Source organism: Serratia plymuthica, from assembly GCF_018336935.1.
Classification (GTDB): domain Bacteria; phylum Pseudomonadota; class Gammaproteobacteria; order Enterobacterales; family Enterobacteriaceae; genus Serratia; species Serratia plymuthica_B.
Window position 1 is genome coordinate 3958112 of sequence record NZ_CP068771.1, and the last position, 16980, is coordinate 3975091.

The window sequence follows — 16980 nt, forward strand, 5'->3', positions numbered from 1 at the left end:
TCCCTAGTCGAAGTTCATCTTGCTGGCTTTCAGGTTCAGGATCGCCAGGGCGCCTACCAGCAGGAAGATCAGCGTGGCAATCGCGGCCGCCAGACCGAAGTCCTGCCCGCCGCCGCCTTCAAAGGCAATGCGGTAGGTGTAGCTGACCAGCAGGTCGGTATAACCGGCCGGCGTGGTGGTGCCGATCATGTCCGGCCCGCCGTTGGTCAACAGCTGAATCAAGACGAAGTTGTTAAAGTTAAAGGCGAAACTGGCAATCATCAACGGCGTCAGCGGCTTGATCAACAGCGGGAAAGTGATGCGGAAAAAGTTCTGCATCGGGGTGGCGCCGTCCATTGCCGAGGCTTCGTACAGATCGTCGGGGATCGCTTTCAACAGCCCCATGCACAGGATCATCATGTACGGGTAACCCAGCCAGGTGTTGACGATCAGAATCATGCTCTTGGCGGTAATGGGATCGCTGAACCAGGCCGGTTTGATGCCGAACAGATGGCTGAGCATCATGTTGATTTCACCGAAGCTTTGGTTAAACAACCCCTTGAAGATCAGAATCGAAATAAACGACGGCACCGCGTAGGGCAGTATCAGCATGACGCGATACACCGCTTTGCCTTTCAGCGCTTCCCACTGCACCACGCAGGCCAGCACCATGCCCACTGCCACGGTGAGGATCACGGTCATCACCGAGAACACGATGGTCCAGATAAAGATCGACACGAAGGGTTTTTTGATGCCTTCATCCTGCAAAACGCGCAGGAAGTTTTTCCAGCCGATGGTGACGGTGTATCCCGGGCTAAGGGTCTCTTTGGCCCAGCTGCCATCGGCATTCAGCGCCTGATAGAAGCCAATGTCCGGGTTCGGTCGGTATTGAATATGGGTCTGTTGGTTGGTCAGCACCTTGCCGTCTTTATCCAGCAGATACAGCGGAGAGGTGCCGGAAAACTGGCGCAGTGAACTCATGCGCAGCTCGCCGCCTTCCGGTAACTGCGCCACCACTTGGCTCAGCGCCTGGCGGTTCTGGGTAATCACCCGCAATGTGGCGCGTTCGCCTGCCGGCTCGGCGTTTTCCGCCGTCAGTTTCAGCGTTTGCGGCGCGTTGGCGTCAAAGCTGAACGGCTCGGAAATCAGCTGTTGGCCGCTATCAGGATGGGTTAACTGCAGGCGCCACTGTTGGTTTTCCGCCGGATACAGGCCGAAAGTGAAGGTCTTGCCGGTCTGGAACTGGCGTTGCATCAGCACCGACTGGGCGCGCTCAAAGGTCAGCTGGTTGGTGCTGCTGTAGTTGGTAAAGGCGATGGCAATGGTGCAAATCAGCGGAAACAGGACAAACAGCCCCATGCCGGCGATGCCCGGATAGACGTAACGCCAGGCGTAAGCGCGGCGGTTGGCGAAGACGTAAAGCCCGGCGCTGACCAGAATCAGCGTCAGAATGGCAAACAGGTATTCACCCTGTGCATACATCAACACAATCAGGTAGCAGGTAACCAGACTGAACAGGCCGATCACCAGCCATTTCAGTACGTCACTCTGCCACCACTTCGATTTCTTGCGCGCAGGCGACCCGGCGTGAGCTAATTGCATAGGGCGTTCCTTTCTGTGGAGCAACAGCGGGGCGCTTCTTCCCTTCATACTTGAAGCTACACCTTGGTTGGCTGCGTCCGCTCACCCCGGTCACATAGCTATCCATGCTCCCGGGGATGTGCGTACTTGTCGTCGCGGTGTAACGCCAATTATTTTGGGGATGCTAATCCCGCACAACGTAGTTTGTTACTTGGTAATACGGGTTTGCACGTCATCCAACGCGGCTTTCACCGTCTGGCGACCGCTGACGGCGTTGATCACCGCACTGCGTTCGGCGTACCAGAAGGCGCTCATCTGCGGGATATTCGGCATGATTTCGCCGGTCTGCGAGTTTGCCATGGTGGCGGCAATCTTCGGATCTTTCGCCAGCTGTTCCTGGTATGACTTCAGCGCCACGGCGCCCAGCGGTTTGTCCTTGTTGACGTCCGCCAAACCCTCGTTGGTCAGCAGGTAGTTTTCCAGGAATTCGGTCGCCAGCTCCTTGTTCGGGCTGGCGGCGTTGATCCCGGCGGTCAGCACGCCGACGAAGGGTTTGGACGCCTTGCCTTTGAAGGTCGGCAGCAGGGTTACGCCGTAATTGATTTTGCTTTGCTCGATGTTTGCCCACGCCCAGGGACCGTTAATGGTCATCGCGGTCTGGCCTTTGTTGAACGCCGCTTCGGCAATCGAGTAATCGGTATCGGCGTTGATGTGTTTGTTTTTCACCAGATCGACGATGAACTGCAGGCCGGCCTGTGAACCGGCGTTGGCAACGCCGACGTCCTTGATGTTGTACTTGCCGTTTTCATACTTGAAGGCATAACCGCCGTCGGCGGCAATAATCGGCCAGGTGAAGTAGGGTTCCTGCAGGTTCCACATGATGGCGCTCTTGCCTTTGGCGCGCAGCTCTTTGTCCAGCGCCGGGATCTCTTCCCAGGTTTTTGGCGCTGCTTTGATCAGGTCTTTGTTATAAATCAGCGACAGCGCTTCTACCGCGATTGGGTAGCCAATCAGCTTGCCGTCATAACGCACCGCGTCCCAGGTGAACGGGAACAGCTTGTCCTGGAAGGCCTTGGAAGGGTGGATCTCGGCCAGCAGGCCGGACTGCGCGTAGCCGCCAAAGCGGTCATGAGCCCAGAAGATGATGTCCGGGCCGTCGCCGGTGGCGGCTACCTGCGGATATTTTTCTTCCAGCTTGTCCGGGTGCTCAATGGTGACTTTGATGCCGGTGTCTTTCTCAAACTTTTTGCCGACTTCGGCCAGGCCGTTATAGCCTTTATCGCCGTTGATCCAGATAACCAGTTTCCCTTCCTCGATCTTGGCGAAGGCGGAAGAGGAAAGCACCAAGGTGGTCAGAGCGGAAAGCACCAGCGTGCGGGCGGTGGTAAAGCTGCGAGTCATAATCCAATCCTTCTTTTGTGGGCACGTAAATCAAGGAGAGAGGTTTCGCGGTAATAGTGGGTCACAAAGCGACACATTCTCATCCTCCCCCCCTCTACGCCCCACCGCTGTGGAGTGTGATCCAGTTAACGTTGTGCCCTATTCTGTGGTGTCAGACACAGAATAGGGTGACGATTTTTGCCATACGGATCACAGATTTGCTTTAAGCGTTGAACTTCTCGCCACACCTGTCGTTCTCTCATCCTCCCATCTCCTCCCCCATGAAAAATCTTGTTACGGATGATTACCCCTTGTGGGGATTACCGCAGTATCGGCCACATTGATTTTCATCGTCGTCACGTGCAGCAGGGAACCGGATTTATGTCGCTAATGCCTACCGTCGCTCAACCCACCTTGTACCGGATCCATCCGGTCAGTTTCCGCGATGGAAACGGGGACGGCGTGGGCGACGTGCACGGCATGGTTGCGGCGCTGCCTTATCTGAAAACGCTGTCGATCGATGGCCTGGTATTGCCGCATGAGCTGTCGGCGCAAGTCGCCGCTGCGGTAGCCGCTCAGGGGCTCGGATTGTGGTACTGCGATGGGCGGAGCCTTGTCCGCCATTCTGACAGCCGGCAGCAGTACCTCCGCAGTCCGTTGGCGCTGGAGGTTGTGCCCTTCAGCATCGAGCGGTTGGTTGAGGTATTGCATGCCCGTCGCGCCACGCTGGCGGACAGCCTGTGGAGCACCGGCGATGCCGACCAGCCACGGGTGGTCAGCCATTGGGGGCAGGGGAATTTACGCTCCGCCGATGCGTTTTTGACGCTGCTGGCGATGTTGCCTGCGCCTGTCTGCCTGTATCAGGGCGAGGAACTGGGCCTGCCGCACGCCGCCGGTCTGCAGGATCCGCTGGGCGCGCAAACGCCGATGCCGTGGCACGAGGCGCCGGAACAGGTGACTGCCGGGGAAATCCACTGGTATCAGCAGGTGGCGATAGAGCACCGCGCGCTGGCGATTAGTCGTCAACAGCATGACAGCCAATCCACTTTACGTTACTGCCAGCCGCTTCTGGCGTTGCGTCGCTTACCGGTGATCCAGCACGGTGAGTTGAGCGCAGTCAGCCAGAAAAATGGCGTGGTTCGTTTACTTATTACCCATCAGGATCAATGCCTTGAAGCGCTGATTAATCTGCAGCCTTATACTCAGGCGGCCGCGCCGTCTGAGGCGACCTTGCCACTGGCATGGCAGCACGGCGCGCAGCAAGAGGGTCATCAATGGGTTTTGGCGGGTTTTGCGTCCGCCATTTTTACACGAAATGTTAACTGCGAAAGCAGGGGAGTAACGCATGGCTAGCGTCACACTGCGCAGCGTTTATAAAGCCTTCGGTGAGGCTGTGATTTCCAAAGACGTCAATCTGACCATCGATGACGGTGAGTTTGTGGTGTTTGTCGGGCCATCGGGCTGCGGCAAATCGACGCTGCTGCGCATGATCGCCGGGCTGGAGGACATTACCTCCGGTGACCTGCTGATCGGCGATAAACGCATGAATGAAGTCCCGCCTTCCGAGCGCGGTATCGGGATGGTGTTCCAGTCCTATGCCCTTTACCCGCATTTGTCCGTGGCCGACAACATGTCGTTCGGCCTGAAACTGGCGGGCGCGAAGAAAGCGGAAATCAGCCAGCGGGTGAATCAGGTATCGGAAGTGCTGCAATTGGCCCACTTGCTCGACAGGCGGCCCAAAGCGCTGTCCGGCGGGCAGCGTCAGCGGGTGGCTATCGGCCGTACGCTGGTGGCGGAACCCGATGTGTTCCTGCTCGACGAGCCGTTGTCGAACCTCGACGCCGCGCTGCGGGTACAGATGCGCATCGAGATTTCCCGTCTGCACAAACGCCTGCAGCGCACCATGATTTACGTCACTCACGATCAGGTGGAAGCGATGACGCTGGCCGACAAGATCGTGGTGCTGGACGCCGGGCGAGTCGCCCAGGTCGGCAAACCGCTGGAGCTGTATCACTACCCGGCCAACCGCTTTGTCGCCGGTTTTATCGGTTCGCCAAAAATGAATTTCCTGCCGGTCAAAGTGACCGCCGCAGAACCGCAACAGGTGCAGGTCGAATTGCCTAACCGCCAGCTGGTATGGCTACCGGTGGAAGGCACGCAGGTTCAGGCCGGCGCGAACATGTCTCTGGGCATCCGCCCTGAACATCTGCTGCCCAGCAATGCCTCTGAAGTGCAGCTTTCAGGGGACGTACAAGTGGTGGAGCAACTCGGTAACGAGACGCAAATCCACATCCAAATCCCGGCAATTCGTCAGAACCTGGTTTACCGCCAGAACGACGTGGTGCTGGTAGAAGAAGGTGCAACATTCGCCATAGGCCTGCCGCCTCACCGCTGCCATCTGTTCCGTGAAGACGGTACGGCATGTAAACGGCTGCACCAGGAGCCGGGCGTTTAAAGCACATCCAGAGCTGGTTTTAGTTGGCGTGATGAGCGCCGCCAGTTTGGACACGGACAGTGCGGAGCAATCCGGAGCGTACACGCAGTACGCGACGATCGTGAGCACTGCCCAGGTTCAACATGGCAAGCGTGATAGCCGGATAATCCAGCGATTATAACAGGAGAATAATGATGACTGTCTTGCGCAAACTTCCTCTGGCACTGGCAATCGCCGCTGGTGTGCTGACCACCCAGGCAATGGCCGTTGATTTTAAAGGCTATGCACGTTCCGGCATCGGCTGGACCGGTAGCGGTGGTGAACAACAATGTTTCAAGGCCACCGGCGCCGACAGCAAATACCGTCTCGGTAACGAATGTGAAACCTACGCCGAATTGAAGCTGGGTCAGGAAGTGTGGAAAGAGGGCGATAAAAGCTTCTACTTCGATACCAACCTGGCTTATTCCGTTTCGCAACGTTCCGACTGGGAAGACGTGACGCCGGGCTTCCGTGAAGTGAACGTGCAGGGTAAAAACCTGATCGATTGGCTGCCTGGCTCCACCATGTGGGCCGGTAAGCGCTTCTATCAGCGTCATGATGTCCATATGATCGACTTCTACTACTGGGATATCTCCGGCCCGGGCGCCGGTCTGGAAAACATCGATCTGGGCTTCGGCAAGCTGTCTGCCGCCGTGACCCGTAACTCCGAATCCGGTGGCTCCTACGGCTACCTGGATAACGAATGGAAACAGCGCCCGACCGTTAACGACACCTTCGACGTGCGTCTGGCAGGCCTGGAACTGAACCCGGGCGGTACGCTGGAGCTCGGCGTGGACTATGGCCGCGCCAACGCGCAGGACAACTACCGTCTGGCCGATGGCGCCAGCAAAGACGGCTGGATGTTCACTGCGGAACATACCCAGAGCATCCTGAGCGGCTACAACAAGTTCGTGCTGCAATACGCCACCGACTCGATGACCTCGCAAAACAATGGCCGCAGCCAAGGCGCCACCATCGACAATAACGGCAAGATGATCCGCGTGCTGGATCACGGTGCCATCGACTTCAACGATAAATGGGCGCTGATGTACGTCGGCATGTTCCAGGATATCGATCGCGACAATAACAACGGCACCACCTGGTACACCGTGGGCGTGCGCCCAATGTACAAATGGACGCCAATCATGAGCACCTTGCTGGAAGCCGGTTACGACAACGTGAAATCCCAGCGTACCGGCGATCGCAACGGCCAGTACAAAGTCACCCTGGCGCAGCAATGGCAGGCGGGCAACAGCATCTGGTCACGTCCGGCTATTCGCGTATTCGCAACCTACGCCAAGTGGGATGAAAAATGGGGCTACGCCAACAGCGATTCCGGCGCCGCTTACACCTCGGGTACCGCGTATAACGACACCAGCGCACACACCTTCAGCCGCGGCAATGACGATGAAGTCACCTTCGGCGCCCAGATGGAAATCTGGTGGTAATGACAGGACGGGGAGAGCCATGTGCTCTCCCCAACATGTATTCGCCGACGCCGGCTCTCTTGCCTGACCCGCATCGGCGCTGATAGAGGGTATAACAATGAAAAAGAATCTGCTGTCACTCTGTTTGTCGCTGGCGCTGAGCCTGGGGGCGCCATTGGCGGCCAATGCCGATACGCCGGCCAATGTCTCCGTCGCCCCGGCCATCAGCGCAGCCACGCTGCAAAGCCTGCCATGGCAACCGCTGGTGCCGCCGGTCAGCCAGGAAGTGAAACTGGATAATGTCAGCCCGCAAATCAATCAGGGCGACATTCAGGGCGCCATAGCCGCCTATACGCTGCCGGCCGATCGCGGTTCGCTGGAAGTCACGCTGAGCAGCATCAGCAAGAATAATTCGATTTACGCGCCAAGCGTGTTGGTGCTGGACGAGCACCTGCGCCCGGCGGCTTATTACCCGAGCAGCTACTTCCCATACCAACCGCCGGGGGCGATGTCCGCCGATCGCCTCGAGGGCACGCTGAAGCTGACCCCGGCGCTCGGTCAAAAACAGATTTATATGCTGGTGTACACCACCCGTCAGGATCTGGCCAAAACCACCCAGTTGACTAACCCGGCCAAGGCCTATGCCGCCGGTGTGGGTAACGCGGTACCGGATATCCCGGACCCGATCGCCAGCCACAGCGCGAGCGGAACGCTCAAGCTGAAGGTGACCGCTGAACAGGGTTCCGGCAACGTGATGATCGGTATGCTGCAACCGGCGCCGACCGCCGCACCTGTGGTGGTGGGTTCAACCGCGCCGGCCGCGGTGGCTCCTGCCGCAGCACCGGCCAAGCCTTCGGAGCCGATGCTGAACGACACCGAAAGCTATTTCAATAACGGCATCAGGCAGGCGGTGAAGGCGGGCGATATCGATAAGGCGCTGAAACTGATGAATGAGGCTGAAAGACTGGGTTCCACCACAGCGCGTGAAACGTTTATTGGCAGCGTGAAAGGCAAGGGGTAGTACCCGACGCTGCCGATGCTGGCTCGATGATTGGTGCGCTTCGGCGCACCTTTTTTCATGCGCGGGCCAGCGTTTCGCCAATCAGCGCCAGCAGGCGGGCGTTATCTACCTGTTCCATCACCCGTACCGGTTTGCCCTGCGGCTCCGGCATGCCGACCGTCAACCGCAGGCTGTCCGGCCGCCAGCGGCGAGAGCTGCCGCGCGTCATGGCGCCTTCCAGGGCCACATCCACATAATACTCCGCGGTGCTCACCAACTGCGGCTCAAGCAGCCAGGCAATCACCAACGCATCGTGGATCCAGCAACCCGGCAGACGACGGGTCTGGCGCGAGTAATAGATCCAGGGCTGGGTAGTCGCCCGCAAATAGCGGCACAGCGGCGTATCCGGTTGCGTCATGCGCGTCAGATCCGCCTGGGTGAGCATGGTTTGCGTGGTGACGTCCAGAGGCGCGAGCGTGATGTTGGCGCCGCTGGTCAGCACCTGTCGGGCGGCTTCAGGATCGAGACCGAAATTGGTGTCCTTGAGGTAACCCTCCACGTTGAACACCCCGCCCATAATCACAATTTCCTTCACCGCCTGCGCCATCTGCGGGTACAGCTGCAGAGCATGGGCGATGTTGGTCAGCGGGCCTATCGCCGCCAGGGTGATTTCACCCGGGTTGTTGCAGATCAACTCGCCGATGGCCACGGCGGCGTTTGGCGTTGGCGTCGCAACGGCCTGCGGATAAGGCGTGTTGCGCCATAATGCGGCTAACTCCGGATCGGTAATCGCGCGATCGAGATGGGCGCGCCAGGGTTCCGGCGGTTCGATCAGCGCGCGCGCCGCGCCGACGGCCAACGGCACCTGATAGCCGGTCTGTTGCAGCAGATGGTTGGCCACGGCAAAACCGGTATCGCGCGGCGTATTGCCCGCTACGATGCTGATCAACTCCAGCGAGATTTGCGGTTTGGCCGCCAGCGCCAATGCCAACGCCAACCCGTCGTCCACGTTGGCGCCGGGAACGCCGTTGCCGGGATCGCAATCAATAATCAAACGCATAAGGGTTACCTGAATAAAAAACTAACAGCCGCATGAACGGCGGATATGCAACTGGAAAGCGAATTCGTGCAACTCCGGCTGAGCGGCGCCGGCGGCCAGCATGGCGATGGCTTGCCTGGCCATGGCGTCAATCGGCTGTTCGACCGCGCTGAGCGGCGGCACGCTGAACTCGGATTGCTGCGTGCCGTTAAAACAAATGATAGCCAGATCGTCCGGCACACGCAGGTGATGTTCCGCCAGCGCAGAGAGGCAGCCGAGCGCCTGCTGTTCGTTGGAGGTGAATACCGCCCGCGGACGGGGACCTTGAACCATTTTCTGCGCTGCCTGAAACCCGCCCTGGCGGGTATAGGGCGCTTCAAAAATCCACTCTTCGCGTGGCGTAATGCCTGCTTCGAGCAACGCATCGCGCCAGCCGTTCAGGCGATCCTGAGCGTTAAGCATGGTCAGCGGACCAACAAAAATGCCGATCTCCAGGTAGCCGTGCTGTAACAGATGGCGGGTTGCCTGACAGGCGGCCTCGCGTTCGTCGACGCGTATGGCGCAGATGCCGGCATGGCTGTCGATGGTGTCTATCATCACGCAGGGGGTGTCGGAGGCGCGGATCAGATCGAACCACGGGTGGCGATCGACGCTGGTGTACAGCAGGCCGTCGACCTGACGGCTCAGCAGATGGTTAATTAATTCGTACTCGCGCTGGCGGTCATCGCCGGCGTCGCCCAATAGCAGCACGCGACCCTGGCTGAACGCCTCACGCTGTAGCGCCCGCGCCAGCGTGGCGAAAAACGGATTGGAGATGTCGGGCACGACCAAACCGTAGGTCTGCGTGCTGCCCGAGGCCAGCGCCCGGGCGATGTCATTCGGCCGATAACCGGTCTGTTCGATGGCCGCCAGCACCCGCAGACGAGTGGCTTCCGCCACCGGGCGCGGGCCCTTGTTGATCACGTAGCTGACTACGGCGACCGACGTGCCCGCTACGCGGGCGACGTCGGCGCGGGTGATGCGCCGTGCGGGTTGCTTATCCAAGTGGGATTCCTGTGCGCCCTGGTTACACCGCATCCTGCGGCAGATTGAGATCGCGGCCGCGGGTTTCCGGTGCAAAGAAGGTAGTGATTAAGCCAATGGCCGCCATTACAACAAAATAGCAGGCGACAGGCCACCAGTGACCGAAACCGGACAGCAGCGCGGTGGCGATCAAGGGCGCGGTGCCGCCGGAGAGGATAGAACCCAGCTCCTTGGCGAACGCCATTTTTGAGTAGCGATTTTTGACGCCGAACAGTTCCACCCCATAAGCGGCCTGCACGCCAAAAATCCCCAGCGACGCAATGCACATGCCGACGACAATCACCGAAATCACCGTCGCCGGATCGCGGCTGTCGAGCAGCCAGAAAGCCGGGAAGGCATACAGCACCAGCAGCAGGCAGAAACAGCGGTAGGTGATGCGGCGGCCGAAGCGATCGGAAAGCCAACCGGCGAGCGGGATCACCAGAAAGCCGCACAGTGAAGCGATCATCACCGCCAACGCCGGCACCGACTTATCCACCATCAGCACCTTGGCGACATAGCCCACGATAAAGCCCTGGCACAGGTAAGACGGACCGTTTTCGCCGATGCGCAGGCCGAGCATCACCCAGAAGGCTTTGGTGCGCTGCAGATAGCTGCGGTCATCCGGCGCGGCGGCGCTGTCGAGCATCCGCTGATGATTTTGCTGCAGTTCCCGTTCAAAGACCGGCGTTTCACGCACGTGTCGGCGCAGATAGAGCGCGCCCCCGGCGATCAGGATGCTGGCAAGGAACGGAATGCGCCAGCCCCAGGCGATCAGATCGGCTTTATCCAACTGCAACACCAGTAACCAGACCAGCGAGGCCAGCAGGGTGCCGCTGTTGGAGCCAATAGCAATGATTGAGGCGACCAGTCCGCGCCGTTTGGCCGGTGCGTATTCCGCCAGCATCACGGCACCGCCGGAAAGCTCCGCCCCGGCGCCGAACCCTTGGGCAAAACGCAGGATCACCAGGCAGGTTGGCGCCCAGACGCCGATTTGCGCGTAGGAGGGGATCAGCCCGATCAGCGTGGTGGAGACGCCCATCAGCGCCACGGTGGAGATCAGCACCACGCGGCGGCCTTTGCGATCGCCAATCCAGCCGAAGATCAAAGCGCCGATAGGGCGGGCGATAAAACCGACCGAGTAGGTGGCGAAACTGGCCAGCAACGCCACCATAGGGGTGGCTTCGGGAAAGAACACGTCGCCGAACACCATGCCGGCCGCCAGGCCGTACAGGGCGAAATCGACATATTCCATGGCGGTACCGAGCCAGCATGAGAAGGTGGCGCGCCAGAATTGGCTGCGCCCTTCTTTGGTGGCCAGGCGTTCATCGGCTGCCAGCGTATCGCCGGTGGCCTGTGGGGGGGCAAGCGTTGTTTCGCTCATGGCATTGATGTCCTCTTTTCGTCATGCGCCATGAGTGGCGCCGTTAAAGATGGTTTCCCTGGCGTCGGCAATAAGATTTGCTGACAAAAGTGTCGGTCTGATGGCGATTCAACGTTGCCTTGCAAAGGTATCTACGCGCGTAGATAAAACAATGCCGCAGAGGCGAAAGTTTGCAGACGATCACAGAATCCCCATCGCTCCGGGGATTGAAGGTAGAGAAAACAGATGGCAGAAAGATGACATTACGGCGTTTTATCGCAGCGATTTTGCTGCCTGCCGCGCCACGAATCCGCCTGCCGCTTTTGGATTTCTGCGTTACAATGGATTTCTGTTAACAGTTTGTATGGTCTGGTGCAGCCCGCAGGGTGAGGCGTCAGGCCTGGAGTAGAACAATGTCTGGCAATAGGGATTCCATCCTGCCGCCGCTTGAGTGGTTATCTGCGCAATCCCCCCCGGTACCCGCCGCCGTCAGTGACTGGCTGATGGAGCCAGGATCCATGACCCGCCGTTTTGAACGCCACTGCGGGCGCGTGCACGTCGAACCGCAGCGCGAATGTTTCGTCACCCGCGACCAGTTGGGTGAAGAGGCCGAGCACCTGCCGGACAGCCCGCGTTACTGGCTGCGTGAGATTGTACTGCTGGGCGATAACCAGCCCTGGCTGCTGGGGCGCACGGTGATCCCGCAGGAAACCCTGACCGGGCCGGATCAGGCGCTGGTGGATTTGGGCACGCTGCCGCTGGGGCGTTACCTGTTCAGCAGCGGTGAATTGACTCGCGATTACATTCATATGGGGCGGCAGGATGCGCTGTGGGCGCGCCGTTCCCGTTTGCGGCTGGCGGGCAAGCCGTTGTTGCTGACCGAACTGTTTTTACCTGCTTCGCCGTTGTACGCGGCGGGCAGTACGGAAACTGCATGATGAGGAGAGGAAATACCTTGGAGGGAAGCGTGACTCAAAGCAAATGGCGGGCTTACAGCCATCTGATGCGCCTCGATAAACCGATCGGCAGCCTGTTGCTGCTGTGGCCAACGCTGTGGGCGCTGTGGATTGCGGGGCAGGGTGTGCCGCCGCTGTCCATTCTGCTGGTGTTTGTCCTTGGGGTGTTCCTGATGCGCGCTGCCGGCTGTGTGGTCAATGACTATGCCGATCGCGCCGTTGACGGGCATGTGAAGCGTACCGCGGGGCGCCCAATGCCGAGCGGCCGGGTGAGCGAGAAAGAGGCCAAGATCCTGTTCGTGGTGCTGGTGCTGGTCTCGTTTGGGCTGGTGCTGACGCTGAACAGCATGACCATTTGGCTATCGCTGGCGGCGCTGGCGCTGGCGTGGGTCTATCCGTTTATGAAACGGGTTACCAATCTGCCGCAGTTCGTGCTGGGAGCGGCGTTTGGCTGGGGTATTCCAATGGGGTATGCCGCCGTCAGCGAGTCGCTGCCGCTGAGTTGCTGGCTGCTGCTGCTGGCCAATATCTGCTGGACGGTGGCTTACGATACGCTGTATGCCATGGTAGACCGCGACGATGACCTGAAGATTGGCGTCAAATCCACCGCCATTCTGTTTGGCCGTTACGACAAGCTGATCGTCGGTCTGCTGCAGTTCGCCACACTGCTGCTGTTGCTGTGGGTTGGATATCTCGCACAGCTGAGCGGGGCATTTTATTGGTCGTTGCTGCTGGCGGGCGCCTTGTTTATCCATCAGCAAAAGCAAATCGCCACCCGCGATCGCGATGCCTGCTTCAAGGCATTCCTGGATAACAACTACGTCGGGCTGGTGTTGTTTATCGGTATCGCATTGAGTTACTGGCAGGGTTAGCGGTATTTCGGCAATAAAAAAGGCACCTGACGGTGCCTTTTTGTTTATTAACCAATTACTCGTCTTTTTCTTCCGTTGTCGCCGTTTCCGGCTGCACGCTGGTTTCCGCCGGCATGCTGACGCTTTCGATAGTCAGCTTGATTTCCGGGGTAATCAAATCGCTCAGCATGCTGTACACCTCCAGGGTGTGCTCACGGACGGCATCGCCGATATCGTTGATGTAGCCTTCTTCACGCAGCGTCGCCACCAGGGTAGAGAACACCGCCTTGTCGAAGAACTCCGGCGCGTTGATGCCGTGCAGCACCGAAAGGCGCTGGGCCATGATGCGGCTCTCTTTCTCCAGCGCGCCGCGGTTGATGCTCGGGTTGGCGCTGAGGATAGACATGGTGATGGCATAGCGCTGCAACGTTTCGCGCACGCCGGCTGCCAGCAACTGCAGAGGGCGAATGCGCGCCGGGTTAAGCACCAGATCGTCGCCTTTGTCGCAGATGAGCTGCTGACGGATCATTTCCTCGATCAGCGGCCGCAGCACTTCCGGCAACTGTTCCTTGTCGTTATGCAGGAACAGTTCGGCCTTCAGCATCGGGTAAATCAGGCCGATCTGCCGCAGCAGCTCAGCGCGTGACACCCGGCGGTGATGCATCACTATGGTGGCGATCAGCGAAGGCAGCACCAGCAGATGGTGGATATTGTTGCGGTAATAGGTCATCAGCACCGCCTGCTCGCGCGGCAGGATGATGATATCGCCGATGTTATCCTTCTCCACCTCGAACTTGTTCATGTTCAGCGCGTGATCCAGCAGCTCGTCCGGCGTCTGGGTCGGCACGGTGACGTCGCCGGCGTAAGGCACGTTGCGCATCAGTTGCAGATAACACTCCAACTGCTCAAGCAACTGCTCGCGGGTCAGCGAGCGCTGGCGTGAGGCCAGCAGCGCCGTGGAACACAGGTTCATGGCATTGGCGGCGGCCGCGTTGTTGATGCGCACCATAATCTTGGCCGCCAGGTCGTTGACCGTTGGCGTCAGCCAGCTTGGACGTTGGGCTTCGATCGGGTCAATCGATTCGCGCCACTGCGGCACATGCTGGTTCAGATAGGCGGTCAACGGCAGCGGATCGCCGAAGTTGACGTAACCCTGGCCGAGATTACGCAGTTTGCGCAGGCCGCGCAGCATCTGCAACAGGCTCTCTTTTTCCTTGGTCGCCCCGCGCAGTTCTTTGGCGTAGGTACCTACCTCCATCACGTGTTCGTAACCGATGTAGATCGGCACCAGCGTGATAGGGCGAGTACCGCCGCGCAGCATGGCCTGAATGGTCATCGACAGGGTGCCGGTCTTCGGTTCCAGCAGGCGCCCGGTACGGGAACGGCCGCCTTCGACGAAGTATTCCACCGAGTAGCCGCGGGTAAACAGCTCGCCGAGGTATTCGCGGAACACCGTCGAGTACAGTTTGTTGCCTTTGAAGGTGCGGCGAATAAAGAACGCGCCCAGGCGACGGAAGATCGGCCCGGCCGGCCAGAAGTTGAGGTTGATGCCGGCGGCGATGTGCGGCGGCACCAGGCCCTGGTGATACAGCACGTAGGACAGCAGCAGGTAGTCCATATGGCTGCGGTGGCACGGCACATACACGATCTCGTGGCCGTCCTGCGCCAACTGGCGCACGCGCTCGGCATTGGTGACGTTGATGCCCTGATACAGCCGGTTCCAGGTCCAGCTCAGCACGCGATCGGAAAGACGCACCGTCTCGTACGAGAAGTCGGCGGCGATCTCTTCCATCAGCGCAATGGCGTTCTGCTGGGCCTTTTCGTGGGAAATTTTCTTGCTGCGCGCTTCGTCTTCGACCGCTTTTTCGATCGCTTTGGAGGCCAGCAGCTTATTGAACAGATCCTGGCGGGCCGGCAGGCTCGGGCCGACGGCGGCCAGACGTTGACGCGAGAAATGCATGCGCGCCACGCGCGCCAGTTTCTGCGCGATAATTTTGTCCGTGCCGTGTTCGGTCGCCATTCGGCGCAGTGAAACGGTGTTGGAGAAACGCACGAAGCTGTCGCGGCCCAGCCACAGCACGGCGAAGAATTTCTGAACGCCGTTCAGCAAGCGCAGATGCGGCGTGCCGTGACCTTCGCGGCCCGGAGAACGGCCGAACATCACCGAAACCGGCAGCATCTGAATATCGAGATCCGGATTGCTGCGGTGCAGATCCAGATAGTCGTGAAACAGTTTTACCGATTCTTCTTTCGGCGTGTAGTAGCGGAATACGCGCGGGCCGTCGTGGATAAACACGTGGCTTGGCAGTACGGTGCCGTCTATCTCCAGCGGATTGAGGGGATCGGGCAAATCCTGCGCCAGGCACTGGGTGCGCAGCGTCAGCAAATCCGCCTTGGAATTATAAGGTAAAACATACAAAATCGGTCGTGTGGGATCCAACCCTAACTCCGTGACCGGATCTGAAGGGATAACCTTACTTCTTACCAACAATTTGAGTGGTAAATTCAATAATTTATAATAAATTTTACGCCAACCTGACATAACAACGTGAAGCCTCTTGTTAGCAATGCGCCGCAAGCATACCAGAAACCGGGTAGCAGATCTGTGGTGTTGGAAAACCGGGAGCCGGGAGAGTTTCCTGACCCAAGCTCTATAATTATGACTTACCTCTGTGAAAGGCACTAAAAAACATGGCAAACCAAGCAACCGGCCTGACCCGTATTATTAAAGCCGCCGGCTACTCATACAAAGGCTTTTCTGCTGCCTGGCAGCACGAAGCCGCCTTCCGCCAGGAACTGGTGGCGACCGTGCTGGCTATCATACTGGCGATCTGGCTGGATGTGGGTGCGATAGCGCGCATTTTACTGATCGGATCGGTACTGTTGGTCGTGATCGTCGAGATGCTGAACAGCGCGATTGAAGCCATTGTCGACAGGGTGGGTACGGAACACCACGAGCTTTCCGGCCGCGCGAAAGATATGGGGTCGGCGGCGGTAACGCTGACGATCGTACTGGCGCTGTTTGTCTGGGGTTCTGTACTGTGGCAGCACTTTGTCTGAGTGGAATGCTTCATTGCGGCGGGGACGCTAATCCCTGATTTTTATTCATTCTTCGGTTCCCAAGCCGCGCTTACCTGTATATACTCACAGCAAGACTGTATAAACAAACAGGGGGCGGAATGAAAGCATTAACTACCAGACAACAAGAAGTCTATGATCTGATTCGCGATCATATTTCGTCAACTGGCATGCCGCCAACGCGCGCCGAGATCGCCATGCGTCTGGGGTTCCGTTCGCCAAATGCTGCAGAAGAACATCTGAAAGCGCTGGCGCGCAAGGGCGTGATCGAGATCGTCTCCGGCGCTTCACGCGGTATTCGCCTGTTGATGGAAGATGAAGAAGGTTTGCCGCTCATTGGCCGCGTGGCCGCCGGTGAACCGCTGCTGGCGCAGCAGCATATCGAAGGGCACTATAAGGTGGATCCTTCCCTGTTCAAACCGAGCGCGGATTTCCTGCTGCGGGTCAACGGCATGTCGATGCGTGATATCGGCATTCTCGACGGCGATCTGCTGGCGGTGCATAAAACCCAGGACGTGCGTAACGGCCAGGTGGTTGTGGCGCGTATTGAAGACGAAGTGACGGTCAAACGTCTGAAAAAGCACGGCAATGTGGTTGAACTGCTGCCGGAAAACAGCGAATTCCAGCCTATCGTGGTCGATCTGCGTCAGCAGAATTTCACCATTGAAGGCTTGGCGGTCGGCGTGATCCGCAATGGCGACTGGATTTAACCCACCCGCCTGAACGTCGTCCCCTGATTTAAATCGCCCCAGCTCTGGGGCGATATCATTTCTGATTTCAATGTAATACCC

General features: G+C 58.8%; 15 protein-coding genes. 9 read left to right on the forward strand and 6 right to left on the reverse strand.

Annotation, left to right across the window (positions count from 1 at the left end):
* Positions 1-3 precede the first annotated feature (3 nt).
* Both malF and malE read right to left on the reverse strand, forming a co-directional pair.
* Positions 4-1581, reverse strand: a complete 1578-nt coding sequence (gene malF / locus JK621_RS18475; RefSeq protein ID WP_212557120.1) for a maltose ABC transporter permease MalF — start codon at positions 1579-1581, stop codon at positions 4-6.
* A 186-nt stretch (positions 1582-1767) separates the two neighbouring features.
* Positions 1768-2961: a maltose/maltodextrin ABC transporter substrate-binding protein MalE gene (malE, locus tag JK621_RS18480; protein ID WP_063202276.1), complete on the reverse strand. Its 1194-nt coding sequence runs from the start codon at positions 2959-2961 to the stop codon at positions 1768-1770.
* Positions 2962-3321: 360 nt separating this feature from the next.
* Here malE and JK621_RS18485 point away from each other — a divergent pair, with 360 nt between their 5' ends.
* From JK621_RS18485 to malM, 4 genes are all read left to right on the forward strand, one after another.
* A complete protein-coding gene (locus JK621_RS18485) occupies positions 3322-4293 on the forward strand; it encodes an alpha-amylase family glycosyl hydrolase (RefSeq protein ID WP_212560234.1) in 972 nt (323 codons plus the stop codon).
* Positions 4286-5395: a maltose/maltodextrin ABC transporter ATP-binding protein MalK gene (malK, locus tag JK621_RS18490; RefSeq protein ID WP_004948818.1), complete on the forward strand. Its 1110-nt coding sequence runs from the start codon at positions 4286-4288 to the stop codon at positions 5393-5395. Before JK621_RS18485 ends, malK begins: the two co-directional genes overlap by 8 nt.
* Before the next feature lie 173 nt (positions 5396-5568).
* A complete protein-coding gene (locus JK621_RS18495) occupies positions 5569-6861 on the forward strand; it encodes a maltoporin (RefSeq protein ID WP_283249359.1) in 1293 nt (430 codons plus the stop codon).
* A 97-nt stretch (positions 6862-6958) separates the two neighbouring features.
* Entirely contained in the window at positions 6959-7861 is a 903-nt protein-coding gene (malM, locus tag JK621_RS18500; RefSeq protein WP_212557122.1) for a maltose operon protein MalM, read from the forward strand.
* Between the two features lie 55 nt (positions 7862-7916).
* Here the strand turns inward: malM and JK621_RS18505 are convergent, their stop codons facing one another.
* From JK621_RS18505 to JK621_RS18515, 3 genes are read right to left on the reverse strand one after another with little or no spacing between them, the layout of a single operon-like run.
* Positions 7917-8900, reverse strand: a complete 984-nt coding sequence (locus JK621_RS18505) for a nucleoside hydrolase (RefSeq protein WP_212557123.1) — start codon at positions 8898-8900, stop codon at positions 7917-7919.
* 21 nt (positions 8901-8921) lie between these two features.
* A complete protein-coding gene (locus tag JK621_RS18510) occupies positions 8922-9923 on the reverse strand; it encodes a LacI family DNA-binding transcriptional regulator (RefSeq protein WP_212557124.1) in 1002 nt (333 codons plus the stop codon).
* Between the two features lie 22 nt (positions 9924-9945).
* Positions 9946-11325 (reverse strand): MFS transporter, encoded by a 1380-nt coding sequence (locus JK621_RS18515; RefSeq protein ID WP_212557125.1) that lies wholly within the window; start codon positions 11323-11325, stop codon positions 9946-9948.
* A gap of 100 nt (positions 11326-11425) precedes the next feature.
* Here JK621_RS18515 and JK621_RS18520 point away from each other — a divergent pair, with 100 nt between their 5' ends.
* Genes JK621_RS18520 through ubiA form a run of 3 tightly spaced genes read left to right on the forward strand, consistent with a single transcriptional unit; the run spans position 11426 to position 13132 of the window.
* A complete protein-coding gene (locus JK621_RS18520) occupies positions 11426-11713 on the forward strand; it encodes a hypothetical protein (protein WP_212557126.1) in 288 nt (95 codons plus the stop codon).
* Positions 11714-11717: 4 nt separating this feature from the next.
* Entirely contained in the window at positions 11718-12242 is a 525-nt protein-coding gene (ubiC, locus tag JK621_RS18525) for a chorismate lyase (protein WP_212557127.1), read from the forward strand.
* A gap of 17 nt (positions 12243-12259) precedes the next feature.
* Positions 12260-13132 (forward strand): 4-hydroxybenzoate octaprenyltransferase, encoded by an 873-nt coding sequence (ubiA, locus tag JK621_RS18530; RefSeq protein ID WP_212557128.1) that lies wholly within the window; start codon positions 12260-12262, stop codon positions 13130-13132.
* A 55-nt stretch (positions 13133-13187) separates the two neighbouring features.
* Here ubiA and plsB read toward each other — a convergent pair whose 3' ends face one another.
* Complete coding sequence (gene plsB / locus JK621_RS18535; RefSeq protein ID WP_212557129.1) at positions 13188-15653, reverse strand: glycerol-3-phosphate 1-O-acyltransferase PlsB; 2466 nt, start codon at positions 15651-15653, stop codon at positions 13188-13190.
* 149 nt (positions 15654-15802) lie between these two features.
* Here plsB and JK621_RS18540 point away from each other — a divergent pair, with 149 nt between their 5' ends.
* Both JK621_RS18540 and lexA read left to right on the forward strand, forming a co-directional pair.
* Complete coding sequence (locus JK621_RS18540) at positions 15803-16171, forward strand: diacylglycerol kinase (RefSeq protein ID WP_212557130.1); 369 nt, start codon at positions 15803-15805, stop codon at positions 16169-16171.
* A 119-nt stretch (positions 16172-16290) separates the two neighbouring features.
* Positions 16291-16899 carry a transcriptional repressor LexA gene (gene lexA, locus JK621_RS18545; RefSeq protein WP_004948794.1) on the forward strand — a complete coding sequence of 203 codons (609 nt, stop codon included), beginning with the start codon at positions 16291-16293 and terminating at the stop codon, positions 16897-16899.
* The last annotated feature ends 81 nt before the right edge of the window (positions 16900-16980 follow it).